The sequence below is a fragment of the Sulfitobacter sp. 1A13353 genome, from assembly GCF_043557255.1.
GTDB classification, from domain to species: domain Bacteria; phylum Pseudomonadota; class Alphaproteobacteria; order Rhodobacterales; family Rhodobacteraceae; genus Sulfitobacter; species Sulfitobacter faviae.
This window is the reverse complement of sequence record NZ_JBIFFS010000001.1, coordinates 74461-100668: the sequence shown is the minus strand read 5'-3', so window position 1 is coordinate 100668 and position 26208 is coordinate 74461. Positions and strand designations below refer to the sequence as shown.

At 63.5% G+C, this 26208-nt stretch carries 26 protein-coding genes; 15 read left to right on the top strand and 11 right to left on the bottom strand.

What is annotated here, in order from left to right:
- Positions 1 to 28: 28 nt before the first annotated feature.
- Positions 29 to 1558, bottom strand: coding sequence for a DUF2125 domain-containing protein (locus tag ACGYLO_RS00475; RefSeq protein WP_271688832.1), 1530 nt, complete (start codon positions 1556 to 1558; stop codon positions 29 to 31).
- A 143-nt stretch (positions 1559 to 1701) separates the two neighbouring features.
- Here ACGYLO_RS00475 and ACGYLO_RS00470 point away from each other — a divergent pair, with 143 nt between their 5' ends.
- Together ACGYLO_RS00470 and ACGYLO_RS00465 are read left to right on the top strand one after the other, a co-directional pair.
- Positions 1702 to 2451: an SDR family oxidoreductase gene (locus ACGYLO_RS00470; protein ID WP_067261708.1), complete on the top strand. Its 750-nt coding sequence runs from the start codon at positions 1702 to 1704 to the stop codon at positions 2449 to 2451.
- Complete coding sequence (locus tag ACGYLO_RS00465) at positions 2448 to 3062, top strand: enoyl-CoA hydratase/isomerase family protein (RefSeq protein ID WP_271688833.1); 615 nt, start codon at positions 2448 to 2450, stop codon at positions 3060 to 3062. Before ACGYLO_RS00470 ends, ACGYLO_RS00465 begins: the two co-directional genes overlap by 4 nt.
- On the opposite strand, the gene ACGYLO_RS00460 is transcribed toward ACGYLO_RS00465, so the two are convergent.
- Positions 3059 to 3364 (bottom strand): HNH endonuclease, encoded by a 306-nt coding sequence (locus tag ACGYLO_RS00460; protein WP_231886283.1) that lies wholly within the window; start codon positions 3362 to 3364, stop codon positions 3059 to 3061. The two genes, ACGYLO_RS00465 and ACGYLO_RS00460, sit on opposite strands and share 4 nt — an antisense overlap.
- Positions 3365 to 3485: 121 nt before the next feature.
- Here ACGYLO_RS00460 and ACGYLO_RS00455 point away from each other — a divergent pair, with 121 nt between their 5' ends.
- Entirely contained in the window at positions 3486 to 4664 is a 1179-nt protein-coding gene (locus ACGYLO_RS00455; protein WP_271688834.1) for a TIGR03862 family flavoprotein, read from the top strand.
- On the opposite strand, the gene ACGYLO_RS00450 is transcribed toward ACGYLO_RS00455, so the two are convergent.
- The 5 genes from ACGYLO_RS00450 to ACGYLO_RS00430 all read right to left on the bottom strand — a co-directional run bounded on the left by ACGYLO_RS00450 (position 4661) and on the right by ACGYLO_RS00430 (position 9879).
- Complete coding sequence (locus ACGYLO_RS00450) at positions 4661 to 5254, bottom strand: glutathione S-transferase family protein (protein ID WP_271688835.1); 594 nt, start codon at positions 5252 to 5254, stop codon at positions 4661 to 4663. The two genes, ACGYLO_RS00455 and ACGYLO_RS00450, sit on opposite strands and share 4 nt — an antisense overlap.
- Positions 5255 to 5273: 19 nt before the next feature.
- Positions 5274 to 6272 carry a DNA polymerase III subunit delta gene (gene holA / locus ACGYLO_RS00445; protein ID WP_067261716.1) on the bottom strand — a complete coding sequence of 333 codons (999 nt, stop codon included), beginning with the start codon at positions 6270 to 6272 and terminating at the stop codon, positions 5274 to 5276.
- Positions 6269 to 6769, bottom strand: a complete 501-nt coding sequence (gene lptE / locus ACGYLO_RS00440) for an LPS assembly lipoprotein LptE (protein WP_271688836.1) — start codon at positions 6767 to 6769, stop codon at positions 6269 to 6271. Before lptE ends, holA begins: the two co-directional genes overlap by 4 nt.
- Entirely contained in the window at positions 6756 to 9302 is a 2547-nt protein-coding gene (leuS, locus tag ACGYLO_RS00435; protein WP_271688837.1) for a leucine--tRNA ligase, read from the bottom strand. Before leuS ends, lptE begins: the two co-directional genes overlap by 14 nt.
- 82 nt (positions 9303 to 9384) lie before the next feature.
- Positions 9385 to 9879: a DUF3576 domain-containing protein gene (locus ACGYLO_RS00430; RefSeq protein WP_067261722.1), complete on the bottom strand. Its 495-nt coding sequence runs from the start codon at positions 9877 to 9879 to the stop codon at positions 9385 to 9387.
- A 280-nt stretch (positions 9880 to 10159) separates the two neighbouring features.
- Between ACGYLO_RS00430 and ACGYLO_RS00425 the strand changes: the two genes are divergently transcribed.
- Both ACGYLO_RS00425 and ACGYLO_RS00420 read left to right on the top strand, forming a co-directional pair.
- On the top strand, positions 10160 to 11122 hold the full coding sequence (locus ACGYLO_RS00425) for a porin (RefSeq protein WP_271688838.1): 963 nt from the start codon (positions 10160 to 10162) through the stop codon (positions 11120 to 11122).
- Positions 11123 to 11224: 102 nt separating this feature from the next.
- Positions 11225 to 11878 carry a YggS family pyridoxal phosphate-dependent enzyme gene (locus tag ACGYLO_RS00420; RefSeq protein WP_271688839.1) on the top strand — a complete coding sequence of 218 codons (654 nt, stop codon included), beginning with the start codon at positions 11225 to 11227 and terminating at the stop codon, positions 11876 to 11878.
- Here the strand turns inward: ACGYLO_RS00420 and ACGYLO_RS00415 are convergent.
- A complete protein-coding gene (locus ACGYLO_RS00415; protein ID WP_271688840.1) occupies positions 11868 to 12362 on the bottom strand; it encodes a L,D-transpeptidase in 495 nt (164 codons plus the stop codon). The genes ACGYLO_RS00420 and ACGYLO_RS00415 overlap by 11 nt on opposite strands.
- Positions 12359 to 13450 carry a GTP cyclohydrolase II gene (ribA, locus tag ACGYLO_RS00410; RefSeq protein WP_271688841.1) on the bottom strand — a complete coding sequence of 364 codons (1092 nt, stop codon included), beginning with the start codon at positions 13448 to 13450 and terminating at the stop codon, positions 12359 to 12361. Before ribA ends, ACGYLO_RS00415 begins: the two co-directional genes overlap by 4 nt.
- A gap of 162 nt (positions 13451 to 13612) precedes the next feature.
- Between ribA and ACGYLO_RS00405 the strand changes: the two genes are divergently transcribed.
- The 5 genes from ACGYLO_RS00405 (at position 13613) to ACGYLO_RS00385 (ending at position 17210) form a co-directional block, all read left to right on the top strand.
- Positions 13613 to 14299 carry a response regulator transcription factor gene (locus ACGYLO_RS00405; protein WP_067261731.1) on the top strand — a complete coding sequence of 229 codons (687 nt, stop codon included), beginning with the start codon at positions 13613 to 13615 and terminating at the stop codon, positions 14297 to 14299.
- A gap of 296 nt (positions 14300 to 14595) precedes the next feature.
- Entirely contained in the window at positions 14596 to 15384 is a 789-nt protein-coding gene (locus ACGYLO_RS00400; protein ID WP_271688842.1) for an exodeoxyribonuclease III, read from the top strand.
- A 54-nt stretch (positions 15385 to 15438) separates the two neighbouring features.
- Entirely contained in the window at positions 15439 to 16359 is a 921-nt protein-coding gene (gene trxA, locus ACGYLO_RS00395; protein ID WP_271688843.1) for a thioredoxin, read from the top strand.
- A gap of 27 nt (positions 16360 to 16386) precedes the next feature.
- A complete protein-coding gene (locus tag ACGYLO_RS00390) occupies positions 16387 to 17031 on the top strand; it encodes an LON peptidase substrate-binding domain-containing protein (protein ID WP_067261736.1) in 645 nt (214 codons plus the stop codon).
- Complete coding sequence (locus ACGYLO_RS00385; protein ID WP_067624385.1) at positions 17028 to 17210, top strand: Trm112 family protein; 183 nt, start codon at positions 17028 to 17030, stop codon at positions 17208 to 17210. Before ACGYLO_RS00390 ends, ACGYLO_RS00385 begins: the two co-directional genes overlap by 4 nt.
- Before the next feature lie 15 nt (positions 17211 to 17225).
- Here ACGYLO_RS00385 and ACGYLO_RS00380 read toward each other — a convergent pair whose 3' ends face one another.
- Positions 17226 to 18452: an FAD-dependent oxidoreductase gene (locus tag ACGYLO_RS00380; RefSeq protein ID WP_276154392.1), complete on the bottom strand. Its 1227-nt coding sequence runs from the start codon at positions 18450 to 18452 to the stop codon at positions 17226 to 17228.
- Between the two features lie 85 nt (positions 18453 to 18537).
- Here ACGYLO_RS00380 and ACGYLO_RS00375 point away from each other — a divergent pair, with 85 nt between their 5' ends.
- The 4 genes from ACGYLO_RS00375 (at position 18538) to ACGYLO_RS00360 (ending at position 24909) form a co-directional block, all read left to right on the top strand.
- The gene (locus ACGYLO_RS00375) at positions 18538 to 19872 is read left to right on the top strand and encodes an amidase (protein WP_271688845.1); all 1335 of its coding nucleotides are present in this window, start codon (positions 18538 to 18540) and stop codon (positions 19870 to 19872) included.
- 121 nt (positions 19873 to 19993) lie between these two features.
- Positions 19994 to 21178 (top strand): aminotransferase class I/II-fold pyridoxal phosphate-dependent enzyme, encoded by a 1185-nt coding sequence (locus tag ACGYLO_RS00370; protein WP_271688846.1) that lies wholly within the window; start codon positions 19994 to 19996, stop codon positions 21176 to 21178.
- Between the two features lie 12 nt (positions 21179 to 21190).
- Positions 21191 to 24124 carry a DNA translocase FtsK gene (locus ACGYLO_RS00365; protein WP_271688847.1) on the top strand — a complete coding sequence of 978 codons (2934 nt, stop codon included), beginning with the start codon at positions 21191 to 21193 and terminating at the stop codon, positions 24122 to 24124.
- 179 nt (positions 24125 to 24303) lie between these two features.
- Complete coding sequence (locus ACGYLO_RS00360; RefSeq protein ID WP_067261746.1) at positions 24304 to 24909, top strand: outer membrane lipoprotein carrier protein LolA; 606 nt, start codon at positions 24304 to 24306, stop codon at positions 24907 to 24909.
- 68 nt (positions 24910 to 24977) lie between these two features.
- Here the strand turns inward: ACGYLO_RS00360 and ACGYLO_RS00355 are convergent, their stop codons facing one another.
- Positions 24978 to 25568: a lytic transglycosylase gene (locus ACGYLO_RS00355; RefSeq protein WP_271688848.1), complete on the bottom strand. Its 591-nt coding sequence runs from the start codon at positions 25566 to 25568 to the stop codon at positions 24978 to 24980.
- Positions 25569 to 25872: 304 nt separating this feature from the next.
- Here ACGYLO_RS00355 and hspQ point away from each other — a divergent pair, with 304 nt between their 5' ends.
- Positions 25873 to 26199: a heat shock protein HspQ gene (gene hspQ, locus ACGYLO_RS00350; protein ID WP_067261750.1), complete on the top strand. Its 327-nt coding sequence runs from the start codon at positions 25873 to 25875 to the stop codon at positions 26197 to 26199.
- Positions 26200 to 26208: the final 9 nt, after the last annotated feature.

Here is a 26208-nt window from a genome sequence, read left to right as displayed (position 1 = left end):
CAGGCGCGGCGCAGGGCCGCGCCGCCGGTTATTTGATCTGCTGACCGTTGGCGAGGATGCCGCCCTCTTCGGTGAACTCGATTCTGGAGGTCAGGGAATCTTCGCCCTCGCCCGGTACGGTGAAGAGGCCCATCATCATCCGCGCGCCCATCGCCTGATCCTGCGGCACGAGGCCCATCGCCACCAGTTTGTCGAGCAGGGCCACGCCGCCGACCAGCGACAGGTCCAGCGCGCCCAGAGGTTTCGGCATGCCGGCCACGGTTTGCATATCGTCATTGTCAAAGGTGATCGCGCCCGAGGCGTCGAACTCGGCCCCGGCCACGTCCAGCGACACTTCGTTCACGTTAAGCGCGTGAATCTCGCCCGGGGCCTCATCGCCCATGGTGGCGGTGACTTCGGGGTCCATCAGTTCGAACAGCAGTTTGGCCTTGCCCGACAGGTCCACGACCAAGGTCGCCGGGTCGCGGGGCAATTGGCCGGTGGGGTCGAAGATGCCCCAGATCATGTCCGACATCTCAAAACGGTCGAGCGTAACGCCAAAGGCGAAATCCTGCGGCTCTTCGGACTTCAATACCGGCATTTTGAGGTTAAAGGCGCTTTCTGCCATGCTGAACTGGATCGGGAAGGGCATGTCGGCGGCGGTCACGCTGACTTCGATGTCCTGCTGGCCGCCGTCATAAGAAAGCCCCTCAGGCCCCATGGCCACGCCGAGTTTTGCCCCGGTCGAGCTTGAGATCAGTTGAAACTCCCCATTTTCGGGGTCGGAAACCTGCATGTCGGTGCGGCCCGCGCCAGCGGTAAAGCTGCCGTCGAAGGCAAGGCCTTCGCGCATCATCGCGGCCACGTCGGCGCCTGCGTCGATCATCGGCAAGGTGCCGCTGCCGTCAAAGACCACCTGATCGACCCCGCCTGTGACGGCGACGCGGGCCGGGTCTTCGGGGGTTTTCATCACCACGTCATATTGCAGGCTGTCGATGCGGCCCGATTGGTCATAGCGGCGCGTCTCGGTCCCGGTCATCTCGGTCCGGCTGCTGACGCCGGTGCCGATCAGAGTGAACTTGGCTTCTTCCTCGGTATAGCTTTGCTCGCCCACTTTGAGCCCGGCCAGCGTGAGCGAAATGCTGTCGGCGGCATAGTCGTATTGCAGTGCCTCGGCGCTGCCGCTGGCGCGCATCACCGGCGCGGTCTGGGCGTAGTTCAATACCATCGACACCGGTTCATCCTCGGGCGTTTCGGGCGCGACGTTGATCGTCATCGGCATGACGGTGGGCATGCGGATATTGACCGCCCCGTCGCCTTCGGGCTCAAAGCTCAGCGTGCCGAGCGACATGGAGAAATCGCCGCCCTCTTCGGCCATGTCCATTTTCAGGGTCACATCGCTGACGGTCAGGTCATCGCCGTTGAAGGCTTCGCTTGCCTCGACCTCATAGCCCATGCTCTCCATATACTGGCGCCAATCGCCCCAGACGTCGGAAGGGGTCAGATCGGCCCAGAGGGGCGTCGAAGCCAGCGTGACCGGCAGGGCGAGGAACAGCGACGCGGTGGAAATGCGAGACATCGGAAAATCCTTTTCGGCAATGAGTTACGCATAGGGTCTGCCAATCCCCGCGCAGGGTCAAGCGATGCGAGGCTAGACCCGGGTTGATCGGCAGATTACCACAGCCCTCAAGCAATGTACAAAACAAGCGGAAGGATCCCCCCATGGACATGACAGGCAAGACGATCATGATTACCGGCGCGAGCCGGGGCATCGGCGCCGCCGCCGCGCGTGTGTTCGCCGAGGCGGGCGGCAATGTCGCCCTGTTGGCGCGCAGTCAGGATGCCATCGCCGAATTGGCCGGAGAGTTGGGCAAACAGGCCATCGCCATCCCCTGCGACGTGACCCGCTATAACGAGATGACCTCGGCGGTCGAGACCACGCGCCGGGCCTTTGGTGGCCTCGACGTGCTGATCAACAACGCAGGCGTGATCGACCCGATCTCGCTCATGGGAGAGGCCGATCCCGCGGATTGGGCCAAGGCAATCAACATCAATGTCACGGGTGTCTTCCACGGCATGCGCGCGGCGCTGCCCTTGATGAAGGAAAACGGAGGCGGCACGGTGCTGACGATCTCTTCGGGCGCGGCGCATAACCCGGTCGAGGCGTGGAGCCACTACTGCGCGTCAAAGGCGGCGGCGAATATGCTGACCCAGTGTTTGCACCACGAAGAGGGCGGCAACGGCATCCGCGCCATCGGCCTGTCCCCCGGCACCGTGGCCACCGACATGCAGCGCGACATCAAGGACAGCGGCGTGAACCCGGTCAGCCAGTTGGATTGGGACGTGCATATCCCCGCCGATTGGCCCGCCCGCGCGCTGCTGTGGATGTGCGGCCCGGAGGCGGATCGCTTCTTGGGCGATGAGATTTCCCTGCGCGACGAAGGCATCCGCAAGGCGGTGGGCCTGATATGATCGAGCTTGACCGCGCGGGCGACATCTGGTCCATCACGATCAACCGCCCCGACAAGGCCAATTCCCTGACCCATGCCATGCTGGTCGAACTCGCCGAGATCATGGAAGAGGCGCAGGCCGCCCGCGCGGTGATCCTGACCGGGCGCGGCAAGGTGTTCAGCGCCGGGGCTGATCGGGACGAAGCCCGCGCGGGCCTTGCGAAATCGGATGTTTGGGAGCGTCTCTCGGGCGCGGTGGCCGCCTTGCCGGGGCTGAGCATCGCCGCGCTTAACGGCACGTTGGCGGGCGGTGCGATGGGCATGGCGCTGGCCTGTGATCTGCGCATCGCGGTGCCGGGGGCGAAGTTCTTCTATCCGGTGATGAAGCTGGGCTTTTTGCCGCAGCCCTCTGACCCGGCGCGAATGGCGGCGCTGATCGGCCCTGCGCGGACCAAGCTCTTGCTGATGGGCGGGCAAAAGATCACGGCGGAGGAGGCGCTGACTTTTGGCCTGATCGACCGCATAGTCGCGGCGGAGGAGGTGCAAGATCACGCGCAGTCGCTGGCCGTCGACACAGTGGCGGCAAGTCCGGACGTCGCGCAGGAAATCAAACGGATGTGCGGCCCCGCCTAACGTTTGCGCGTGCCTCCGGGCACTTTGGAGCGGAAACCGGGCGGGCGTTTCGCCACCCATGCGGCGAATTTGGCAAGCCTCGGATGACTGCGCAGTGCTTCGGGCGTGTTATAGTGCCGCGCCAGTTCGGTCTCGGTCAGGGCGGCGTGCACCTCTCGGTGGCAGATGTGATGCATCAGCACCGTCGGCCCGCCCTTGCCACCGCGCAGTTTGGGGATCAGGTGATGCAGGCTCTGCGGCACGTCCTCAGGGATGGGCCGGTGGCAGAGCGGGCAATGTGGCACGGTTTCGCCTTGGGTCACGGTCCTCCCTTTCGCTTGCATTGCAGGGCCACGGCAGGCAAGAGGATGTGTCAAATCCTCCCTAAGGCAAGGACAGGCCCATGGCTTCCCCGTCAGAAAACCAGATCGAAGAGCGCGCCGCGTGACCCGCGCCTTGGTCATCGGGGGCGGCCCGGCGGGGCTGATGGCGGCAGAGGTCATGGCGCAGGCGGGGCTGTCGGTCACGCTTTGTGAGGCGAAACCTTCGGTCGGGCGCAAGTTCTTGATGGCGGGCAAATCCGGGTTGAACCTGACCAAGTCCGAGCCCTTCGCCCCCTTCCTCGCCGCCTATGAAGAAGCGCAGCAAGCCTTGCGTCCGATGCTGGAGGCCTTTGATGCCCAAGCGGTGCAGGACTGGGCTGAAGGGCTGGGACAGGAGGTCTTTACCGGCTCCACCGGGCGGGTTTTCCCCCGGGCGATGAAAGCCTCGCCCCTGCTGCGGGCATGGCTCGCGCGGCTGGCGGAAGACGGAGTGACGATCAACACCCGTTGGCAGTGGCGTGGTTGGGAGGGGGACGCACTCACCTTCGATACGCCCGGCGGGCGGGAAGCGGTCGAGGCCGATGTGACGGTGCTGGCGCTTGGCGGGGCGAGTTGGCGGCGGCTTGGCGCCACTGGCGAATGGGCGCCCCTGCTGGTGGCGCGTGGCGTGGACCTGCAGGATTTCGCCCCGGCCAATGTCGGGCTGTTGGTCGATTGGTCCCCGCATATGACGCGCCATTTCGGCGCAGCGCTCAAGGGGGTGGCATGGCAGGCTGGCCCCTACCGCTCGCGCGGGGAGGCGGTGATCTCGGCCCGTGGGCTGGAGGGGGGCGGCATCTATAGCGTCTCGCGCGGGCTGCGCGAGGGGCAGGGGCTGACGCTTGATCTACTGCCGGACTTGCAGGCCGACGAGGTGACGGCGCGTTTGGCAAAGCCGCGCGGCAAGGACAGTCAGGCCAACCATCTGCGCAAACGGCTGAAGCTGAGCCCCGCCCAGATCGCGCTGCTGCAAGAGATGGCGCGCCCGCTGCCGCAGGAGGCCGGGGCGCTGGCCGCCTTGCTGAAAGACCTGCCCATCGCCCACGCCGGGCTGCGCCCGATGGATGAGGCGATTTCGACGGCGGGGGGCATAGCGCTCGACGCGCTGGACGCGGGGCTGATGCTGCGCGCGCTGCCGGGCGTCTTTGCCGCAGGGGAAATGCTGGATTGGGAAGCGCCCACGGGCGGCTATTTGCTCAACGGCTGTCTGGCGACCGGCCATTGGGCAGGCCGCCATGCTGTGGAATGGGCGCGGGGTTAACCGCCTTCCTTGGCCATCGCGGCGAGGAAAGCGGGGCGTTCGCGCAGGGATTTCGCCCAGAGGTTCAGCTTGTCATCCACCCGTGGAAACTTCGCGCCGATCGACCAATTGATGCAATGCACCGCCAAAAGGTCGGGCAGGGTGATCTGATCGCCCATCAGGAAAGGCCCCTCAAGCCGGTCGGACAGGGTGCTGGCCGCACGCTCGAACTCGGCCTTCAGGCTGTCCTTGATGGCGGGCACGCGGGCCTCTTCGGGCAAGACGAAACTGTGCTTTGCCGCGGCCCAAAGCACCGCGTCGAATTCGTCGATCAGCCAAAAGGTCATCGCATCCTGCCGCGCCCGCGCGGGCGTTCCGGCGGGGGCGGTGAGCGCGCCGTGTTTGTCGGCGAGATAGGTCATGACGGCAACGGAATCGGTCAGCACCTCATCGCCGTCCACAAGCGCGGGGATCTTGCCCGAAGGGTTGTATTTGCGCGCCTCGTCCGAGCGGGGTGCCGCGGGGTTCAAATCGTAGGGCTGGCCCAATTCTTCGAGCATCCACATGACGCGAAAGGCGCGGGTCTTGGTGCCGCCGATGACTGTGTACATTGAATTTCCTCTCCCAAAATCAACGTTGTGCGCCCAGCATCGCCAGACGGATAAAGGCCCGTTCGACCAGCGCCAGCGCTGGCGCGTGCTGCCCGGCGGAGCGCAGCTTGAGGTCCGTCTCGGTCAGCACCGCCAGCGCGGTTTCCAGCTTCACCGCGCCCCAGTTGCGCGCCTGTCGCATCGCACGGTCGCGGTCGCGCACGCCGTAGATCGGCGCGCCGGGGTTGGCGGCGATGCGGTAGAGGGTGCGGAAATGCCGGGTCGCCATGATGGTCAGGGTCACCGGATTCACGCCTTGGCCTTGTAGCTTGCTCATCACCGGGCCGATTTCGGCGGCGCGGGTCTCGGCCACGACATGCAGGATGTCGTCGACCTCGGCCTCGGTCGAGGTGGGGGCGCAGGCGGCGATATCATCCAGCCCGATGTTGCTGCTGTCGCCCAGTTTATAGAGCGTGATCTTCTCCAGCGTTTGCCGGAAATCGCCGGGGTCGAGGGTGCGGGCCAGATCGGTCAGGGCGGCCATGGCGTCGGCCTCAGGCGTGAGCTTCGCGTCCTTCAGCATCTGCTCGATCTCGGCCCGGTCGGGCGGGTTGTCATAGATCGCGGTGGCAAAGGCGTTGGGGTGGCTCTCAAAGGCCTTCAGCACCTTTGAGGTTTTCTTGAGATCGCCGCCGGTGACCACGATCTGCGCATCGCCCGGCTGCCATTCCTTCAGCGCGTCGAGCAGGATTTTCGCGATATTGTCATTCGCCTCTTCCACCAACGCGGCACGCGGACCGGGGAAGAAGCCGACCGCCTTGATCGCGTCCAGTAGCATCGCCGGATCGCGGCGCAATTCGCCCGCGGGCATCCGGCTGAGGCGCATTTCCTCTTCGGCATTGGGGCCGAGCAGGTTTTTCAGAAACTCCTGCCGTTTCAGCGCCACGCGCATCGCGTCGCTGCCATAGATCAACAGCCCCGTGCGCGCGGGATCGGGCCGTGCGAAATAGGGTTTTGCCTCGCGCGGGGTCAGCTTCATTGGGGCAGGTCGGCCGCATAAAGGCGGCTGATCACGAGGTCCGCGAGGATGGTCATCAGACGTTCCTGCGCGTCCAGTTCCGCCGCGCGGGTCGCCACGGTGGTGCCGGTGGCGGAATAGCCGGTGAAGCTTTCGACCTTGCCCGAGGTCACGATCTGCCCGCTGTCGAGGTCGCGCAGCGCATAGGCGGTTGTGCCGACAAGGTTGTAGCGCCGCGTGTTGCCTTCGCTGTCGATGGCCAGGCCGTCTTCGACCGTGGTGGTGGTCAGCGCCAGCCCCCAGCGGGGGGTGGCCGCGCGTCCAAGGCGGCTTTCCACCTCGCGCACCAGAAAATAGCCAAAGCGGTCTTCCGGCGCGTCCACCAGCACGCGGTTTTGCAATGCCGTGCCCGCGCCGCCGGGTCCATAGACCGGCTCGAACCCGCAGGCGGCAAGCGCCAGTAGGGGCAGGGCCAGCAGGAAGCGGCGGCGCATATGGGTGGTCTTAGGCAACGACATTCACAATCCGTCCGGGCACGACGATGACCTTTTTCGGCGTGGCCCCGTCCAGCGTTCGAATGACAGCTTCATGCGCCAGCGCGGTTTTTTCAACCTCTTCCTTCGGCATATCGGCGGGCACTTGGATTTCCGCCCGGCGTTTGCCGTTGATCTGGATCGGCAGGGTCACGGTGTCGTCGACCAGCATCTTCTCATCCGCCTTGGGCCATGGGGCCTTGGCGATCAGCCCTTCGCCGCCCTGATGCGCCCAAATGTCTTCCGACAGGTGCGGGGTCATCGGCGACATCAACTGCGCCAGTGTCATGATCGCTTCGCGCTGCGCGGCATAGCCCGCCTTGGATTTCTGCAAGGTCGCGGTGAAGGCATAGAGCTTGGCAATCGCGGCGTTAAAGCCGAAGGATTCGATGCCCATGGTCACGTCATGGATCGTCTTATGCATGGCGCGCAGCAACTCGTCGTCGCCCGAGCCCGCCGCCTCGCGGTCCATCTCGGCCACGCGGTCACAGATGTTCCACACGCGCGAGAGGTGTTTATAGGCGGCTTCCGCGCCAGAGGCGGTCCATTCCACGTCCCGCTCGGGGGGCGAATCGCTCAGAACGAACCAGCGCGCGGTATCGGCGCCGTAGTTCGAGATGATGTGCAGCGGGTCGACGACGTTCTTCTTGGACTTCGACATTTTGGCGGAAGGGATGATCTCAACCTCGGTGCCATCGGCAAGTTTGCCATCGGTCACCTCTTCGGGCAGGTGATAGACCGGGCGGCCATTATCATCGCGGGTCTGGTAGATTTCATGGGTCACCATGCCTTGGGTGAAGAGCGCGTCAAACGGCTCCACCGCGCTTTCGGGCAGATGGCCGGTGATCTGCATCGCACGGGCGAAGAAGCGCGAGTAGAGCAGGTGCAAAATCGCATGCTCGATGCCGCCGATATATTGATCGACGTTCATCCAGTATTGCGCGTCTTCCATGACGGTCGGCGTCTCGGCACGCGGCGCGGTGAAACGGGCGAAATACCACGAACTGTCGACGAAAGTGTCCATCGTGTCGGTCTCGCGCAGGGCGTCCTTGCCGCAGGCGGGACAGGCGCAGTTGCGCCATGTCGGGTGCCGGTCCAGCGGGTTGCCCGGCGTGTCGAAGCTGACGTCGTAAGGAAGCTCGATCGGCAGGTTTTCTTTCTTTTCGGGCACCACGCCGCAGTCGTCGCAATGCACAACCGGGATCGGGCAGCCCCAGTAGCGCTGGCGCGAGAGGCCCCAGTCGCGCAGGCGGTATTTGGTGACGCCGTGGCCGATTCCGTTTTCCTCGCAAAAGGCGATGGCGGCGTCGACACCCTCTTCGCCGGTCTGCCACTGGTCGCCCGCGAAGCCCCGGTTGTAGAACACCTTTTCGGTCTTCGGCGGGACGAAAGCGACGTCCAGCTCGGGCGCGGCATCCTCGGACGGCAGGAAGGTCGAGATGATCGGCAGGTCGTATTTCGTGGCGAACTCGAAGTCGCGCGGGTCATGGCCCGGGCAACCGAAGATCGCGCCGGTGCCATAGTCCATCAGGATGAAGTTGGCGATATAGACGGGCAGTTCATGGGCCGTGTCGAAGGGGTGGCGGACGCGGATGCCAGTGTCCATCCCGAGCTTCTCGGCGGTCTCGATCGCTTCCTCGGTGGTGCCGCCCTTGCGGCATTCGGCGCAGAATGCGGCCACCGCTTCGTCGTCGCGCTCCAGCGTCTTGGCGAGCGGATGGTCGGGCGAGATGCCGACGAAGGAAGCGCCAAGCAGCGTGTCGGGGCGGGTGGTATAGACCTCGATCCGGTCAAAGCCCTCGGGCGCTTCGATGGTCGAGAAGGCAAATTGCAACCCGCGCGACTTGCCGATCCAGTTGGCCTGCATCAGCTTTACCTTGGCAGGCCAGTTGTCGAGGCTGTCGAGTGCCGAGAGCAACTCTTCGGAGTGGTCGGAGATCTTGAAGAACCACTGCGTCAGCTCGCGCCGCTCCACCGGCGCGCCGGAGCGCCAGCCGCAGCCGTTCTCGACCTGCTCGTTGGCAAGCACGGTCATGTCGACCGGGTCCCAGTTCACCACGGCGTTCTTGCGGTAGACCAGACCCTTCTCGAGGAAGTCCAAAAACAGCGCCTGCTGCTGGCCGTAGTAGCCGGGATGGCAGGTGGCGATCTCGCGGCTCCAGTCGATGCTGAGGCCCAAGGGCTTCATCTGCTTCTTCATCTCGGCGATGTTGTCATAGGTCCAATCCGCCGGGTGGCCGCCGATGGCCATGGCGGCGTTCTCGGCGGGCATGCCGAAGGCGTCCCAGCCCATCGGGTGCAGCACGTTATGCCCGGTCGCGATCTTGTAGCGCGCGATCACGTCGCCCATCGTGTAGTTGCGCACATGGCCCATGTGGATGCGCCCCGAGGGGTAGGGGAACATCTCAAGCACATAGTATTTCGGCTTGTCAGCGTTGCGAACGGCCTGAAAAATGCCGTCCTTTTCCCAGGCTTGCTGCCAGCGGGCTTCGATCTCGGCGGGGGTATAGCGGGGCATGAGGGGACCTTCGTGACATGAAAAACGCCGGGCTGCTGTTTTCACAAGGCCCGGCGTTGGAACGGTGTTGAGTTAAGCGGGCTCAGAATTTGCTGTCGGACACGCGCATCTCCCGCGCTCGGCTGAGGATCGCATCCTCGACCGCGCGGGTGGTGGCCCGTGCCACGGGCTGGCCGCCCGAAGATTGCAGCGCCACATTGAGCGAGCGTGCATCAAGCGCCGGATCGTCGATCAGAACGGTCGCGCGATAGGCGCGGCCACCGCCCGGCGGGGTGCCATAGCCTGTGACGATCACCCCGGTGAAAGGATCGACCGATTGCACAGGCAGGAAGTTCAGCACTTCGAGCGAGGCCGACCAGAGGTATTTGTTCACCGAAACACTGGTGTCTGTGTTCTTGCGGTTAAAGATCGACCAGATCGTATTGTCGGGGTTGGTCTCAATGTTATTGGGGTTGTTCGGATTGGTGTATTGATCCGGCCGATCTGTGGCCGGGCTGCCAAAGCTCCCGCCACAGGCGGTCAGCGCGCTGAGCGCCAGAACGGAGATTGCCATCTTGCAAGCGGTACGAAGGGCCATTGCAGCTTTCCTTTGCCTGTTTGCGCTCCGGTCTATCCAAGCAGGCCCTTATCGGCAAGGTCTATGTCATAGGAGCGCGCTGCGCGGCATCGGGCGCCGCCATAGGCAAAGCCGCGGCCCTGGGGTGAAGGAACTGTGGCATAGCTGCACCAACCCCGGCGACATTGCGGGTGGGGAGGCCGTGAACCTTGCCAAGTGCAGGGGATTGGGGGCAAACAGCCTGCATACCCTTACCGGATTCCCCGGTCTGGGCATATGAATTCAAACCGAGGGAAAACTCATGAAAAAAGTTCTCTTCGCTACAACAGCCCTGGTTGCGACCGCCGGTGTAGCAGCAGCAGACGTGACATTCGGCGGCTACGGCCGTTTCGGTATCATGTACAACGACAACGACTCCACTGGTGGCGACAGCGACACAGACGTTACTTCGCGTCTGCGCCTGCAGATCGACGCGACAGCTGAGTCCGACGCTGGCGTTGTCTTCGGTGCGCGTATGCGCATCCAGCAGAACAACTCTGACGACAACGTGAACGTCGCCAAAGGCCCTGATGGTGTTTACGGTACAGCTGACGACGTGACCACAAGCGGTGGTCCTGCCGGTACAGGCATCAACGGTGTGCGTTTCTTCGCTCGCACCGGTGGCTTCGAAGTTGGCGTTGGTAACATCTTCGGCGCTCTGGAATCCATGCCGGGTCAGTACCCCGTCGACATGGGTCTGACCGGTCTGGGCTATGACTACACTGCGTTTGATGACCGTGGCGACCAGTATTCCTCTGGCGGTAACGGTGCAGCTGGCTCCAACGGCGTTGAAGTCCTTTACTCCGCTGGTGATCTGGCAGTGCACGTGTCGGCTTCCGACATCAACGACCGCGTTGCTGGTTACGTTGCTTACACATGGAGCGGCTGGACCTTCGCAGTTGGTGGCCAAGACTCCGACGCGGCAAGCGACACCGAGTGGACAGCGACAGCTGGCGGTTCCTTCGGCATCGCAGACGTAACTCTCGCCTATGCTGATAACGGCACCGGTGGTGACCGCGTTGTTCTGGCTGGCCGCTTCGACGTAGGCGCTGCAACAGACATCGAAGTCTATGTTGCTGACAACGACGGCGGCACAGAAGACGACACCGGCTACGGCATCGACTTCAACCACGACTTGGGCGGCGGCACCTCGCTGCGCGGCGGTGTGGTTAAGCAGTTCGACGGCGACACCGTTGCCGACATGGGTGTTCGCTTCAACTTCTAAGTTGAACGACATACTCTGAATATTGGGGCAGGCCTTTCGGTCTGCCCCTTTTCTTTTACTCAAGGCTGTTGTTTTCTGCGCGCCTGACATGGAGGGCCGAAAATGAGTCTGAGCGACATCCAAAACCGCATCTCGAAAGCCGAGGCCGAAGCTAGCCGCGCGGCAGGATCGGTCAAGCTGATCGCCGTCAGTAAGGTTCAGCCCGATGCGCGTGTGCGTGCGGTCTTGGAAGAGGGGCACCGCTCTTTCGGAGAGAACCGCGTGCAAGAGGCGGCGGCCAAATGGCCCGGTTTTCGCGAGGATTTTGACGGGATCGACCTGCACATCATCGGCCCATTGCAAAGCAACAAGGTCCGGCAGGCGGTGGAACTGGCCGAGGCGATCCACACGGTCGACCGCCCCAAACTGGCCAAGACCATCGCGCGGCTGGCGCAGGAGATTGGCCGCTGTCCCGACCTCTTTATTCAGGTGAATACGGGCGAGGAAGAGCAGAAGGCGGGCGTGATGCCCCGCGACGCGGATGCGTTCATCGCCGAGTGTCGCGCGCTTGACCTGCCGATCAAGGGGCTGATGTGCATTCCGCCGGTGGATGAGGCGCCGTCCCTGCATTTCGCCTTGCTGGCCAAGATCGCTGCGCGCAACGATCTGAGCGGCCTGTCGATGGGCATGAGCGGTGATTTTGAGCAGGCCATCGCACTTGGGGCGACCCATGTGCGCGTCGGCTCCGCCATCTTCGGCGAAAGGGTTAGCGGATAATCAGCCGCGTCGCCGGGCCCACGCACGCGGCGATTTCATGTAGGTCGTTCCGTGCAAAGGCGATGCACCCTTCGGTCGGATAGCCGGGCCGCCGCCACTGATGGATAAAGATCGCGGAGCCGCGCCCTGCCGCGGCGTCGGGCCAGTTCCAATCGGTCAGGATCACCAGATCATAAAGCGGATCGGCGCGGCGCAGGGCCTCATGACTATGGGGGTAGGGGGCGCGGACGCGATGGTTGTAGTCGGGCTGGCCGCTGGCATCTGACCACAGATCGCCCGGACCGATCGGCTGGGCCCAAGCGCTTGGCGCCGGGATGCGGTCGGGCCGGTAGAGCATCCCCACCAGACGATGCGCCCCGCGTGGCGTGGCGCCATCGCCCTCGCGTTTGTCATCGGTCAGCCCACCCTTGCCGATGCTACAGGCATAGCGCCGCCCCTGAAACCGCAGCCCCGTGGGCGTTAGAACCATGTCATTCGGGGTCATAGCAGATGCCCCGATTTCGCGGCTTTGGTGGCCAGATAGGCGCTGTTGTGGCGGTTCTCGCCCACGGCCAGCGGGACACGCTCGCTCACGGCGATGCCGCTTTGCTCCATCATGCCCACCTTGCGCGGGTTGTTGGTCAGCAGGCGCACGGCGGAGAACCCCATCGAGCGTAGGATGTCGGCGCCGAGGCGGAAGTCGCGTTCGTCATCCTCGAACCCCAGCCGGTGATTGGCTTCGACCGTGTCAAAGCCCTGATCCTGCAAGGAATAGGCGCGCATCTTATTGGCAAGACCGATGCCGCGGCCCTCTTGGTTGAGGTACAAAAGCACGCCATGCCCTTCGCCGCCCATCTGCGCCAGCGCGGCGCGTAGTTGTGGGCCGCAGTCGCATTTCAGGCTGCCCATCAGGTCACCGGTGAAACAGGCCGAATGCAGGCGGCAAAGCACCGGCGTGTCGCGGACAGGGCGGCCGATTTCGATGGCGTAATGCTCCTCGCCGCCATCCTCGGGGCGGAAGATATGCAGGCGCCCGGCCTCGGAAACCTCCATCGGCAGGCGCGCGTTCACCACCGGATGCAGCGCGCTGCGCTCGGCAAGGATCGGGGCGGCGGCGGTAAGGTCGATCAAGGTCAGCCCATGCATCCGTGCGAAATCCGCGCCCTGCGGCAGGTCAAGGACCAGTGCGGCGGGCAGCATCCGCGCGGCTTTCACCAGATCGAGTGCGGCGCGATGCGGCGCGGTATCACCACCTCGCGCGGTCTGAAGTGGCCCTTTCATCGGCGCGCGCAGGTCATCCGCCGGATCGGCGATGCTTTGCACCCAAGCCGGGGTGGCCCCCGCAGGCAGCAGCACGCGGGCAAGCTGGCCATCATAGGCCCGTGCCTTAAGCGTTTCGGCCCGCCGCGCCGTGATCGCCAGCACCGGCGCACCGCCCAAGGCCAGCACATCCGCAAGGCGCTGTGCGGTCAGCGTCTCTGCCGCCAGCACGAGGGCGGCCTGCGCCGCATCCGCCAGAATCACGGGCACGCCCATGCGCAGATCGGCCCGCGCACGCGCCAGTTGTTCGGTGATGTCCGGGGCGAAACTCATGGTTTGTTGCAACTCCGCAAAGGCTTCCCCGTCTATCTAGGTTATATCGCAAGGAATTGAAACATTTCACGCTTTGTTGACACGAGGCTGTGAGACAGTGGTCACATCCCTTGTCCGGGCCCCGCCCAAGGCGCATGTATAAGACAACAGACGGAGAGACAGATGGCCCAGCTTAAGAAAATCCTGCTTGTCGATGACGACGATGACCTGCGCGAAGCGCTGAGCGAGCAGTTGATCATGACCGAGGATTTCGACGTTTTCGAAGCGGCCAATGGCACCGAGGCGATGACCAAGGCGAAAGAGGCGCTTTACGATCTCATCATCCTCGACGTAGGCCTGCCCGATACCGATGGCCGCGAGCTGTGTCGCCTGATGCGCAAACAGGGGGTGAAAAGCCCAATCCTGATGCTGACGGGCCATGACACCGATGCCGACACGATCCTCGGCCTTGATGCCGGGGCGAATGACTATGTCACCAAACCGTTCAAATTTCCCGTCCTTCTGGCCCGCATCCGCGCGCAGCTGCGCCAGCATGAGCAATCCGAAGACGCGGTGTTCCAGCTGGGGCCCTATACGTTCAAACCCGCGATGAAGGTGCTTACCACGGAGGACGACCGCAAGGTGCGTCTGACCGAGAAAGAGACCAATATCCTCAAGTTCCTCTACCGCTCCAACGACGGTGTGGTGCCGCGCGATGTGCTGCTGCATGAGGTCTGGGGCTATAACGCGGGCGTCACGACCCATACGCTTGAAACCCATATCTACCGCCTGCGGCAGAAGATCGAGCCTGACCCCTCGAACGCCCGTTTGCTGGTGACGGAATCCGGTGGCTATCGCCTGATGGCATAAAAACCGGGAACCAATTCCGACCCCCGTGGTTGGAATACCTGAGAGGCGGGGTTTTCATGACCCGCACCTCGGTTTGAAGCCCGACTTTTGTACCCGGGTAAAGGTACATACCTCCCTGTTGGACTGGCCGGGCCTTTGCGCCCGGTCTTTTTTTGGGGAGGCGGGGAGATCGTCACTCCGGACCGAAATCAAGCCGTAGGCGATGGCCCTCACCGCAAGGAAGCCCCATTTCCGCATGGCACCCCCGCGCCGCCCGCGTTACTGTGCCGAACCACCCCCAGACCGGAGCCTCCCCCATGTCCTTTACCCTCGCCACTTGGAACATCAACTCCGTCCGCCTGCGCGAGCCTTTGGTGCTGAAACTGCTGGCCGAACACGGGCCAGATGTTCTGTGCCTGCAAGAATGCAAAAGCCCCGTGGACAAGATCCCGGTCGAGGCGTTCAAGGCGGCGGGCTACACCCATATGGTCGCGCGGGGGCAGAAGGGCTATAACGGGGTGGCGATCCTGTCGAAACTGCCGCTGGTGGATGCGGGTGATCAGGATTTCGCCATGCTGGGCCACGCCCGCCATGTGGCGGCCAAGCTTGAGAATGGCGCGACGATCCACAACTTCTACGTCCCCGCAGGCGGCGACAAACCCGACCGCGAGATCAATGAGAAGTTCGGCCAGAAGCTCGATTACCTCTCTGAGATGCGCGACTGGTTCCATGGCGACAAGCCCGAAAAGTCGATCCTTGTGGGGGACCTCAACATCGCCCCGCGTGAGGATGACGTTTGGGATCATAAGAAGCTGCTAAAGATCGTCAGCCACACCCCGGTCGAGGTCGAAGCGCTTGGTGCGGTGCAGGATGCGGGCAATTGGGTCGACATCACGCGGCAGGATGTGCCGGAGGGCAATCTCTATAGCTGGTGGTCCTACCGCGCCGCCGATTGGGATGCGGCCGACAAGGGCCGCAGGCTCGATCATATCTGGGCCACATCGGATATCGCGCAGGCCGGACACTCCAGCCACATCGTCCGCGATGCGCGCGGATGGGAGAAACCCAGTGACCACGCGCCGGTTTTTGCCAGTTTTGACCTTTGAATCGCGCCCCTGCACATCCATATAAGGCCAAACGCGATTAGCGAGGATAACGATATGACCGACCTGAACCTTTCCACCGCCGCCCCCGCGGATGCCGATCTGATCAAGGACACGACCGAGGCGACCTTCATGGCCGACGTCGTCGACGCCTCGCAAACGGTGCCGGTCATCGTTGATTTCTGGGCGCCGTGGTGCGGCCCTTGCAAGACGCTTGGCCCGATGCTGGAAGACGCCGTGCGCGCGGCCAAAGGCGCGGTGAAGATGGTGAAGGTCAACGTCGATCAGGCCCAGAACATCGCCGGTCAGTTGCAAATCCAATCAATCCCCACGGTCTATGCCTTCTACAAAGGCCAGCCGGTCGACGGTTTCCAAGGCGCGCTGCCGCAGTCCGAGATCAAAGCCTTCGTCGACCGTGTGGTAAAAGCGGGGGGCGGCGAAGCGCCCGGTGACACGCTGGCCGATGCCGTCGCCGCCGCCGAAGAGATGCTGGCCGAAGGGGCCGCCACCGACGCGGAGCAGACCTTTGCTGCGATTCTCGAAGAAGACCCGATGAACGCGCCCGCCTATGGCGGCATGGTTCGGTCTCACATTGCCATGGGCGCATTGGATCAGGCCGAAGCCCTGCTAAACGGCGCGCCGATCGAAATCTCCAAAGCCCCCGAACTCGAAGCCGCCCATGCCCAGTTGCAACTGGCCCATCAGGCTGCCGATGCCGGCCCCGTGGCCGAGTTGACCGAGAAGGTCGAGGCCAACCCCGACGACCATCAGGCGCGCTTCGATTTGGCCCAAGCGCTCTATGCCCATGACAATGCCGAGGCTGCCGTCGAGCACCTGCTAGAGCTTTTCCGCCGCGATCGGGAGTGGAACGAAGGCGCCGCCAAGACGCAACTTTTCACTATTTTCGAAGCACTTAAGCCCAATGATCCGGTGGTGCTGAATGGCCGTCGCAAACTGTCATCAATGATATTTGCCTGAGGCGTCGGTCGCGCTAAGTCCCTTGTCATGATCAAGCCAGCAGAACTGCCCAAGACTATTGCGATCTTTCCGTTGGCAGGGGCGCTGCTGCTGCCCCGCTCACGGCTGCCGCTGCATATCTTTGAGCCGCGCTATCTTCAGATGATCGAAGACGCGCTCAAGACTGACACGCGGTTGATCGGCATGGTCCAGCCCAACGAACTGCCCGGTCGCGACGGCCATGGGCTGCACCAGATCGGCTGCGCGGGCCGCATCACTCAGTTTTCCGAGACCGAGGATGGCCGTTATATGGTGACCCTTGGCGGCGTCTCGCGCTTTCGCGTGGTGGAGGAGATCGAGGGCTTTTCCCCCTATCGCCGCTGCGATGTGAATTGGTCGGGCTTTGACCGCGATCTGGGCGAGGATGAGGTCGACGATAGCTTTGACCGGGCGCGGTTTCTTGACCTTCTGGGGCGCTATTTCGATAGCCGCGGCCTCTCCGCCGATTGGGACACGTTGAAAGATGCCGAAGATGAGTTGCTGATCAACTCCCTGTCGATGATGCTGGAGTTCGAGGCCGAAGATAAACAGGCGCTGTTGGAGGCGCCTTCGCTGGAAACCCGGCGGGAGACGTTGGTGACATTGATCGAATTCGCGATGCGCGGCGGTCAGGAAGAGGGCTTGATGCAATGACGGATGCGACCGTTCAATTCGACCGCCGGATGCTGGAGGCATTGATCTGCCCGCGCACCCAGACGACGCTGACCTATGACGCGGAAAAGCAAGAGCTGGTGTCGAAAGCTGCCGGACTGGCCTATCCGATCCGTAACGGCATTCCCGTTATGCTGCCGGATGAGGCGCGGACCCTGTAACGGCCCGCAACCCGGTCAAAGGGGCTTGCCACGCATCAATCGAGGCAGGTCACCCGTCAGCCCCGCCGCTTCGCGGATGAAAGTGCGGCGTAGACCGGGCAGGGCGTTAATCGCGGCCATGCCCATGTCGCGGGCCAACCGCAAAAGCGCATTATCGTTCGAAAACAGTCGGTTGAAACTGTCGGTCGCCAGCGCGAGGCTGGCATTGTCGAACCGCCGCCATTCCTGATAGCGCGCCAGTACCGCGTCATTTCCGGGGTCTTCGCCCCGGCGAACCGCATCGGCAATCACCTCGGCCAAGGCGGCCACATCGCGCAGGCCCGCGTTCAGCCCCTGACCGGCGATGGGATGCACCCCATGGGCCGCGTCGCCCAAAAGCGCCACGCGCGGGGCGGTCATGGAATGGGCCAGCGACAAGCCCAGCGGATAGCTGTAGCGCGGGCCGGTCAGCGAAAGCTCCCCCAAAAAACTGCCAAAGCGCGGGCGCAGCACCTCAAGGTATTGCGCATCCGGCAGGGCGTTGATCGCCGCAGCATTGGCGCTGGCTTCGCTCCAGACAATGAGCGACCGGTTGCCGGTCAGCGGCAGGATCGCCAGCGGGCCGGGGGGCATGAAGAATTGATGCGCGATGCCGTGGTGCGGCTTTTCGTGATCCACCACGCAGACCAGCGCCGTCTGACCATAGGACCATGCGACACGCTTGATGCCCGCGCGCTCCGCCGTGCCGCTGCCGCGGCCATCGGCCCCCACCGCCAGTCTTGCGCGCAGGGTCTTGCCGCCCTCAAGCGTCAGAGTGATGCCGGTCGGCGCCACCGATTGCCCCGTAACGCGGGTGTCGTTCATCATCGTGATCGCCGGATCGGCGGCCGCCGCTTGCAGCAGCGCGCGGCGCAGATGGCGGTCTTCGACCATCTGGCCCATCGGGCCTTCTTCGATCTCGGCATGATCGAAATGCATGAACATGGGCGAGGGGCCGGTTCCGGCACGCCCATCAGTGACCTTGATCTCAAGCATTGGCTGGGCGTCATCCGCGATGTCGGGCCAGATGCCGATGCCTTCCAACAACCTGACCGAGGTCAGCGCCAGCGCATAGGCGCGCCCATCAAAGGCGGCGTTCTCAAAGGTCTGTGCGGGCTGGGCGTCAATCACCGCCACGCGCAATCCCGCGCGGCTAAGGGCCAAGGCAAGGGCGGGGCCGTTCAGCCCCCCGCCGATGATCGCGATATCGTGGTCAAAATCCATGGCCCTAGATATGACCTGCGCGCGGGGATTGTCCATGCGCCGAACGGTCGCTAGGTTCGCCAAGAACAGCGGTAAGGGGCATGACATGCAAGAATGGTTGGAAATGACGGCGGCGGATTTGGGGCGCGGGATCGCGGCGGGCGATATCGACCCGGTGGCGCTTTGCGATGCCTATCTCGATGCCATCGACGCACATCCGATGCGCGACCGTATCTATGCCCGCGCCACCCCTGACCGCGCCCGCGCCGAAGCCGCCGCCGCGGCTGAGCGGGCCCGCGACGGTCAGCGCCTATCGCCGCTCGACGGGGTGCCGATCTCTTGGAAAGACCTCTTCGATACCGCCGGAACGGGCACCGAGGCGGGCTCTAAGCTGCTGGAAGGCCGGGTGCCAGAGCGTGACGCCGAAGTGCTCGCCAGCGCGACGGCCTTGGGGCTGGTCTGCTTGGGCAAGACGCATATGAGTGAATTGGCCTTCTCGGGTCTTGGCCACAACCCCAGCACCGCCACACCGCCCTGCGTCAACGAGCCGGACAGCGTCTCGGGCGGGTCGTCCTCAGGCGCGGCGGCCTCGGTCGCCTTTGGCTTGGCGGCGGCGGCGATCGGGTCCGACACCGGCGGGTCGGTGCGCATCCCGGCGGCGTGGAACGATCTGGTGGGGCTCAAGACCACCGCGGGCCGTGTCTCCCTTGCCGGGACCGTGCCGCTCGCGGCGAAGTTCGACACGGTTGGCCCGCTTTGCCGTTCGGTCGAAGATGCGGCGCTGCTGCTTGCCGCCTTGGAGGGGGCCAAGCCTGTCGATCTGCAAGAGAGCGAATTGGAGGGCTGCCGTTTTGCGGTGCTGACCAATGTTGTCATGGATGAGCTTTCCGATGAGCCCAAAGCCGCTTTTGACGCGGCGGTAGCGCGGTTGCGCGAGGCCGGTGCCACGGTTGACGAGATCGCCGTGCCCGAAGTCGAAGAGGCGATGCCGCTGAGTTCCTGTCTCTACACCACCGAAGCCTATGGGCTATGGCGCGATGTGATCGAAGCCGACCCGGAAGCGATGTTCAGCGAAATTCTTGAGCGTTTCCGGTTGGGTAAGGGGTTCTCCGGCCCCGATTACGTTGCCGCTTGGGCCAAGCTCGATCTGACGCGGGCCGGCTATGACCGGGCCGTGGCAGGCTATGACGCCGTGCTGGTGCCCACAGCGCCCATGCTGCCGCCGAACATCGAACGGCTGAACAGTGACCACGACTATTACCTCGCGCAGAATCTCCTATCCTTGCGCAACACGCGAGTCGCGAATCTCATGGGGCTTTGCGCGCTTACCTTGCCGACCGATACGCCCTCTTGCGGCATTTCTCTGATGTGCGCGCCGGGGGCCGAAGAACAGCTTTTGCGCCTTGGTGCAGCGGCTGAAGCGGCCCTGCGCGAGGCCTAAGAGCGCACGACCGAAAAGCCACAAGGGCGGCAAAACTCCCCGGTTTTTCTGGACGGGAGAGGCGCCCTTGGGTACCTTGGGGCAAACGGGGCGCGAATGATCCCGATCCGAGGCAGTTTTGATGATGTATACCGAGCGGTTTTCGAACCTTCCGGCCCACGTGTGGCCGCGCCTGCGCGCATTGCTTGACGGGCATGAGGGCGGCGGCACGCCGATCCATATGACCATCGGCGAGCCGAAACATGCGTTTCCGGCTTGGGTGACCGATGAGATCACGAAACACGCCGCAGGGTTCAACAAATACCCGCCGAACGACGGTTCGCCCGAATTGCGCGCGGCCATCGCCGCATGGATCGCGCGGCGCTACGGGGTCGAGATGGACCCCGACAGCGAGGTGATGGCCCTGAACGGTACGCGCGAGGGGCTCTATAACGCCGTCATCGCGCTTTGCCCGCCCACCAAGAATGGGGAGAAATCGGCCATCCTGATGCCGAACCCCTTCTACCAAGTCTATATGATCGGCGCGATTTCCGGTGAGGCGGACCCGATCATGGTGCCCGCGACCGCAGAGACCGGGCATTTGCCAGATTTCGCCAGCCTGCCTGAAGAGGTGCTGCGCCGGACTACGGCGGCCTATCTCTGCTCCCCCGCCAATCCGCAGGGCGTTGTCGCCTCGCGCGATTACTGGGCCGATCTGATCGCGCTGGCCGAGAAGTATGATTTCCTGATCTTCGCCGATGAATGCTATTCCGAGATCTACCGCGACACGCCGCCCACCGGCGCGCTGGAAGTGGTCAAGGAACTGGGCACCGACCGCAACCGCGTGGTGATCTTTCACTCGCTGTCGAAACGCTCAAACCTGCCGGGGCTGCGGTCGGGCTTTGCCGCCAGCGGGGCCGAGACGATGCGCCAGATCAAACAGTTGCGCAACTACGCGGGCGCGCCGCTGCCGCTGCCCCTGCAGCAGGCCGCCGCCGCCGTTTGGGCGGATGAGGCGCATGTGGAAGAGAACCGCGCGCTCTACCAAGAGAAATACGCCATCGCCGACCGCATCTTTGGCAATGTGCCGGGCTATGTGAGCCCCGAGGCGGGGTTCTTCCTCTGGCTTCCGGTCGAGGATGACGAGGCCGCGGCGCTGAAACTCTGGCGCGAGACCGGCGTGCGGGTGCTGCCCGGCAGCTATCTGGCGCAGAACGTCGCCGGGGGGAACCCCGGGCAGAATTACATTCGGGTCGCCTTGGTGGCCCCAAAAGACGAAACGACGCGCGGATTGGAAGCGATCCGCGACTGTCTGTATTCGGCATAAGCGAGGGACGACATGGCATATCAGACACGGGGACGCGATCCATTGCTAGACAGCAACATGGCCGAGGCAATCGAAAAGCGCGGTCGTGAACTGCTGGGGCTGGCGCTGATCATGCTGGGCATCATGGCCGCCATGATGATCGGCAGCTACACGCCCGACGATCCCAACTGGATGGTTTCGACCGATGCGCCGGTGCAGAACTGGATGGGCCGGATCGGTGCCTCTATCGCCGCGCCGCTGTTCATGATCGTCGGTTGGGGCGCTTGGGGCATCGCCATCGTCCTGCTGTTCTGGGGCGGACGCTTCGCGTTGCATCAGGGCGATGACCGCGCGCTTGGGCGGCTGATCTTTGCCCCCATCGCCGTCGCACTTGGCGCGATCTACGCCGCGACACTGGCCCCCGGTCAGGAATGGCTGCTGACCCATAGCTTCGGTCTGGGCGGGCTTTTCGGCGATACCGTCATGGGCGCGCTGCTGACGATCCTGCCCATCGGTTCGACCCTGACGGTCAAGCTGATGTCGCTTTTGATGGGGGTCGCTATCCTTGCGTTGGGCGCCTTCGTCTTGGGCTTTACCAAGGCCGAGTTGTTCCGCATTGCGCGGTTCCTGCTGGTCGGTCTGATCATGGCCTATGCCGGGCTGATGACCCTTCTGGGCCGCGGGGCCAATGGGGCCGTCGTGGCCGCGCAGAACCTCTCGGCCCGTCAGGCCGAACGTCGTGAGCGCCGCCGTCAGGAAGCCGAAGACGCCGAAGCCTGGGCCGCGCAGGAAGCCGAGCAGAGCTATGCCGCGCAGCACGCCCCGGTGCCCGAGCCGGAAGCCGAACCGCGCAGCCTGTTCGGTCGGATGCCCGGGCTGATCAAACGGCCCGAACCCGAAGACGACATGCCCGAGCCGGAACTGATCGAGACCTACAGCGACGCCATCGTGGATGAGACACCGGGCGAAGAGCGCATCAAAAGCAAGATCGCCGATGTCATCAAGAACCGCGTGCGCCATGCCAATGCGATCCACACGCCGACAACCGCGCCCTTGACCAAGGGCCGGGGCCGTGGCCCGGATCCGCTGGTGCTGAACACCAGCCCCGCCGCCCAGCCCGCCGGGCTGCGTGCCGAACCGCCCCTGACCGCCGAACCGGCCACCCTGCGCCCCGAGCCGCTGCTGCGCAGGCCGCAGGCCCAGCCCGCGCCCGCCCCGACGCCTGAGCCGATGGTTCAGGAACCGGCAGCGCAGGCGCCGATGGCCGCGCCCTACGAAGACACCGTGGCGTCTGAGACCCTGCCGTTGCAGCAGGCGCCCGCGCCTGAGGCGATGAAGATCCCCGTGGCGGAACCGCGCAAAGTGGTGCAGCAGCCCGCCCGCAAACCCGTCCAGCCCTCGAAACAGGCGCAGGTCGAAGCGCAGCCCACCCTGACCTTCGACGACACGCACCCCGGTTTCGAACTGCCGCCACTGAGCCTTCTCGAAAGCCCCGAGAGCGTGCAGCGCCTGCACCTGAGCGACGAGGCGTTGGAGGAGAACGCGCGGATGCTGGAAACCGTGCTCGACGACTACGGCGTGAAGGGTGAGATTGTCGCGGTGCGCCCCGGCCCCGTCGTCACCATGTACGAACTCGAACCCGCGCCCGGTCTCAAGGCCAGCCGCGTGATCGGTCTTGCGGATGACATCGCGCGCTCCATGGCCGCGCTTTCAGCGCGTGTTTCCACCGTGCCGGGCCGCTCGGTGATCGGCATCGAACTGCCCAACGAGAACCGCGAGAAGGTGATCCTGCGCGAGATCCTCTCAAGCCGCGACTTCGGCGACGGCAACCATCGCCTGCCGCTGGCGCTCGGCAAGGACATCGGCGGCGACCCGGTTGTGGCCAACCTCGCCAAGATGCCGCACCTGCTGATTGCGGGGACCACAGGCTCGGGTAAGTCCGTGGCGATCAACACGATGATCCTGTCGCTGCTCTACAAGCTGACGCCGGAAGAATGCCGGATGATCATGATCGACCCCAAGATGCTGGAACTGTCGGTCTATGACGGCATCCCGCATCTGCTGAGCCCGGTCGTCACCGACCCCAAGAAGGCCGTCGTGGCGCTGAAATGGGTCGTGGGCGAGATGGAAGAACGCTATCGCAAGATGTCCAAAATGGGCGTGCGCAACATCGAAGGCTACAACGGCCGCGTCCGCGAGGCGCTGGCCAAAGGCGAGATGTTCTCGCGCACCGTGCAGACCGGTTTCGACGAAGACACCGGCGAGCCGATCTTTGAGACCGAGGAAAACACCCCCGAGGCGCTGCCCTATATCGTCGTCATCGTCGACGAGATGGCCGACCTGATGATGGTCGCAGGCAAGGAGATCGAAGCCTGCATCCAGCGTCTGGCACAGATGGCGCGGGCCTCCGGCATCCACCTGATCATGGCCACACAGCGCCCTTCGGTCGATGTGATCACCGGCACGATCAAGGCGAACTTCCCCACGCGGATTTCCTTCCAAGTGACATCGAAAATCGACAGCCGCACCATCTTGGGCGAGATGGGGGCCGAGCAGCTTCTGGGCATGGGCGACATGCTGTATATGGCGGGCGGGGCCAAGATCACCCGCTGCCACGGCCCCTTCGTCAGCGACGAAGAGGTCGAAGAGATCGTCAACCACCTCAAGCAATTCGGCGAGCCGGATTATGTCTCGGGCGTGGTCGAAGGGCCGTCCGAGGATAAGGAAAGCAACATCGACGCGGTGCTGGGCCTTGGCGGCAATACCGATAGTGAAGACGCGCTTTATGACACCGCCGTGCAGGTGGTGATCAAAGACCGCAAATGCTCCACCTCCTACATCCAGCGCAAACTGGCGATCGGCTATAACAAAGCCGCACGACTGGTCGAGCAGATGGAGGAAGAGGGGCTGGTCTCTCCGGCGAACCACGTCGGCAAGCGTGAGATTCTGGTGCCGGAACAGGCATAGGGCTACCTCCCCCTCCCCTGTCGGGGGGGGGGGCGATCATGCAAAGCACCGTCGGGCCAATCTCCCGGCGGTGTTTTTTTATGGGGCAGGGCGGGCGATAGCGAAAAACCGCGCCCTGATATCGAATATCACGCCCGCCCGCCCTATGTCAGAACGTGAGGCAACACAGGACGAACAACATGCGTAAACTAACTTCTGCGATTCTGGCGGTTGGACTGGCCGTATCGGCCCCCCTCGCGGCGGCGGCGCAGCAACTGTCGCTGAATGAGATTTCGGGCTATCTGAACCAGCTTCGCACCGCCGAGGGCGACTTTACCCAGATCAACGATGACGGGTCGATCAGCACGGGCACGATCTATATCAAACGCCCCGGCAAGGTACGTTTCGAATATAATGCGCCCGATTCTGGGCTGGTCGTCGCGGGTGCGAATACGGTCGTGATCTACGACAAGAAGTCGAACCAACCGGCGGAGACCTATCCGTTAGCGCGGACCCCGCTTTCGATCATCTTGGCCGACAACGTCAATCTAGGCCGCGCCAAGATGGTGACAGGCCACAGCTATGACGGCACCGCCACCACGGTCACGGCCCAAGATCCCGCCAACCCGCAATATGGCAACATTCAGATGAAGTTCACCGGCAACCCGGTGCAGCTGCGTCAGTGGATCATCAACGATGGCAACGGCAGCGCCACGACGGTCGTGCTGGGTGACATGCAGGTGGGGGGCAATATCTCTAACAGCCTGTTCGACACCGCGGGCGCACGGGCAGGCGGCAGACGCTAAGCGCCCTGTTGAAACAAAAAACGCCCCGGCTGATCAGGCCGGGGCGGTTTGCATTGGAGTGGGCGGGTTTACCAGCGGCCCAGACGGCAACCGGCGATCTGCCGTTGATAGAGTTTGGCGCGGGAATCGACCTTACCCGCGACCCCGACCAGCCACGCCTTGCTATTATAGCTCTTGCGGGCAAAACCGGTGTGGCCCTCGTGATAGGCGAGGTATTGGTTGCGGGCGTCATGCAGGGAGACGCCGTTCCGCTCACGCGTCAGGTTCATGTACCAGCCCATGAAATCGCTCGCGTCGCGAATCCGGTCGCGTTTGGCGCGCCAGCGGCCCTCGGATTCCAGATACTCATCCCATGTCGCGTCCAAAGCCTGCGAATAGCCAAAGGCGCTGGATTGGCGGCCCATCGGAATCACGCCCAGCACATATTTGAACGGCGTCCGGGCATCCGCCACGAATTTGCTCTCTTGGTGGATCGTGGCCATCTGAACGTGGATGGGCACACCCCATTTCCGCTCGGTCGCGCGGAATGCGCGCAGGTAGTCGGGGTGATCTTTCAGGATCGTGCAGGCGTTATCCAGATCACGCGGGGCCGTTTGAGGCCCGCCGCCGCAGGATGCCACCAGCAGTACGATCATCATTGCGCAAAAATGCTTGGTCATCTGCCTCTCGCCTCTCGTTTTTTATTAGGGTCGTTTTTTCGAAGGAGTTTAACCGATTCACCCCCTCCATCACATCACTAAATTGGGAAAATGCTCGGTTTGCTGGGCGGTATTGCGCTGACCATGCGGCCCCGCGCAGGCGGTATTTCGCGGAAATGCAGCAAAGCGGTTGATCCCCAGCTATGATGCCGCCGGAAACCCACTGTCGGCGCGGCGTTCACAGTCTGTTTCCCCGCGCAGAGCCGCTGTGATTGGACAAAAGCCCCTTGAAAGGGCTACCGTCGAGGGGTAGGGGCAGCATGTTATGATACGAACACGCGCAAAATATCACCTCGGGCAGATTGTCCGTCACAAGAAGCATCCCTTTCGGGGCGTGATTTTTGACGTCGATCCGGAATTCGCCAACACCGAAGAATGGTATGAGGCGATCCCCGAAGAGAACCGTCCGGTGAAAGACCAGCCGTTCTATCATCTCTTGGCCGAGAATGATCAGAGCTACTATGTGGCCTATGTCTCCGAGCAGAACCTCGTGGCTGATTATTCGGGGGAGCCTGTGGACCACCCCGATATCCCCGATCTGTTCGGCCCCTTCACCGACGGTGCCTATCCGCTGCATTTCCAGATGAACTAAGCCCGGCGG

Bases quoted from the DNA above. Each gene is read 5' to 3' on its own strand.
- ACGYLO_RS00475 (WP_271688832.1), bottom strand. From the start codon at position 1,558: ATGTCTCGCATTTCCACCGCGTCGCTGTTCCTCGCCCTGCCGGTCACG.
- ACGYLO_RS00470 (WP_067261708.1), top strand. From the start codon at position 1,702: ATGGACATGACAGGCAAGACGATCATGATTACCGGCGCGAGCCGGGGC.
- ACGYLO_RS00465 (WP_271688833.1), top strand. From the start codon at position 2,448: ATGATCGAGCTTGACCGCGCGGGCGACATCTGGTCCATCACGATCAAC.
- ACGYLO_RS00450 (WP_271688835.1), bottom strand. From the start codon at position 5,254: ATGTACACAGTCATCGGCGGCACCAAGACCCGCGCCTTTCGCGTCATG.
- holA (WP_067261716.1), bottom strand. From the start codon at position 6,272: ATGAAGCTGACCCCGCGCGAGGCAAAACCCTATTTCGCACGGCCCGAT.
- lptE (WP_271688836.1), bottom strand. From the start codon at position 6,769: ATGTCGTTGCCTAAGACCACCCATATGCGCCGCCGCTTCCTGCTGGCC.
- leuS (WP_271688837.1), bottom strand. From the start codon at position 9,302: ATGCCCCGCTATACCCCCGCCGAGATCGAAGCCCGCTGGCAGCAAGCC.
- ACGYLO_RS00430 (WP_067261722.1), bottom strand. From the start codon at position 9,879: ATGGCCCTTCGTACCGCTTGCAAGATGGCAATCTCCGTTCTGGCGCTC.
- ACGYLO_RS00425 (WP_271688838.1), top strand. From the start codon at position 10,160: ATGAAAAAAGTTCTCTTCGCTACAACAGCCCTGGTTGCGACCGCCGGT.
- ACGYLO_RS00420 (WP_271688839.1), top strand. From the start codon at position 11,225: ATGAGTCTGAGCGACATCCAAAACCGCATCTCGAAAGCCGAGGCCGAA.
- ACGYLO_RS00415 (WP_271688840.1), bottom strand. From the start codon at position 12,362: ATGACCCCGAATGACATGGTTCTAACGCCCACGGGGCTGCGGTTTCAG.
- ribA (WP_271688841.1), bottom strand. From the start codon at position 13,450: ATGAGTTTCGCCCCGGACATCACCGAACAACTGGCGCGTGCGCGGGCC.
- ACGYLO_RS00405 (WP_067261731.1), top strand. From the start codon at position 13,613: ATGGCCCAGCTTAAGAAAATCCTGCTTGTCGATGACGACGATGACCTG.
- ACGYLO_RS00400 (WP_271688842.1), top strand. From the start codon at position 14,596: ATGTCCTTTACCCTCGCCACTTGGAACATCAACTCCGTCCGCCTGCGC.
- trxA (WP_271688843.1), top strand. From the start codon at position 15,439: ATGACCGACCTGAACCTTTCCACCGCCGCCCCCGCGGATGCCGATCTG.
- ACGYLO_RS00390 (WP_067261736.1), top strand. From the start codon at position 16,387: ATGATCAAGCCAGCAGAACTGCCCAAGACTATTGCGATCTTTCCGTTG.
- ACGYLO_RS00385 (WP_067624385.1), top strand. From the start codon at position 17,028: ATGACGGATGCGACCGTTCAATTCGACCGCCGGATGCTGGAGGCATTG.
- ACGYLO_RS00380 (WP_276154392.1), bottom strand. From the start codon at position 18,452: ATGGATTTTGACCACGATATCGCGATCATCGGCGGGGGGCTGAACGGC.
- ACGYLO_RS00375 (WP_271688845.1), top strand. From the start codon at position 18,538: ATGCAAGAATGGTTGGAAATGACGGCGGCGGATTTGGGGCGCGGGATC.
- ACGYLO_RS00370 (WP_271688846.1), top strand. From the start codon at position 19,994: ATGATGTATACCGAGCGGTTTTCGAACCTTCCGGCCCACGTGTGGCCG.
- ACGYLO_RS00365 (WP_271688847.1), top strand. From the start codon at position 21,191: ATGGCATATCAGACACGGGGACGCGATCCATTGCTAGACAGCAACATG.
- ACGYLO_RS00360 (WP_067261746.1), top strand. From the start codon at position 24,304: ATGCGTAAACTAACTTCTGCGATTCTGGCGGTTGGACTGGCCGTATCG.
- ACGYLO_RS00355 (WP_271688848.1), bottom strand. From the start codon at position 25,568: ATGACCAAGCATTTTTGCGCAATGATGATCGTACTGCTGGTGGCATCC.
- hspQ (WP_067261750.1), top strand. From the start codon at position 25,873: ATGATACGAACACGCGCAAAATATCACCTCGGGCAGATTGTCCGTCAC.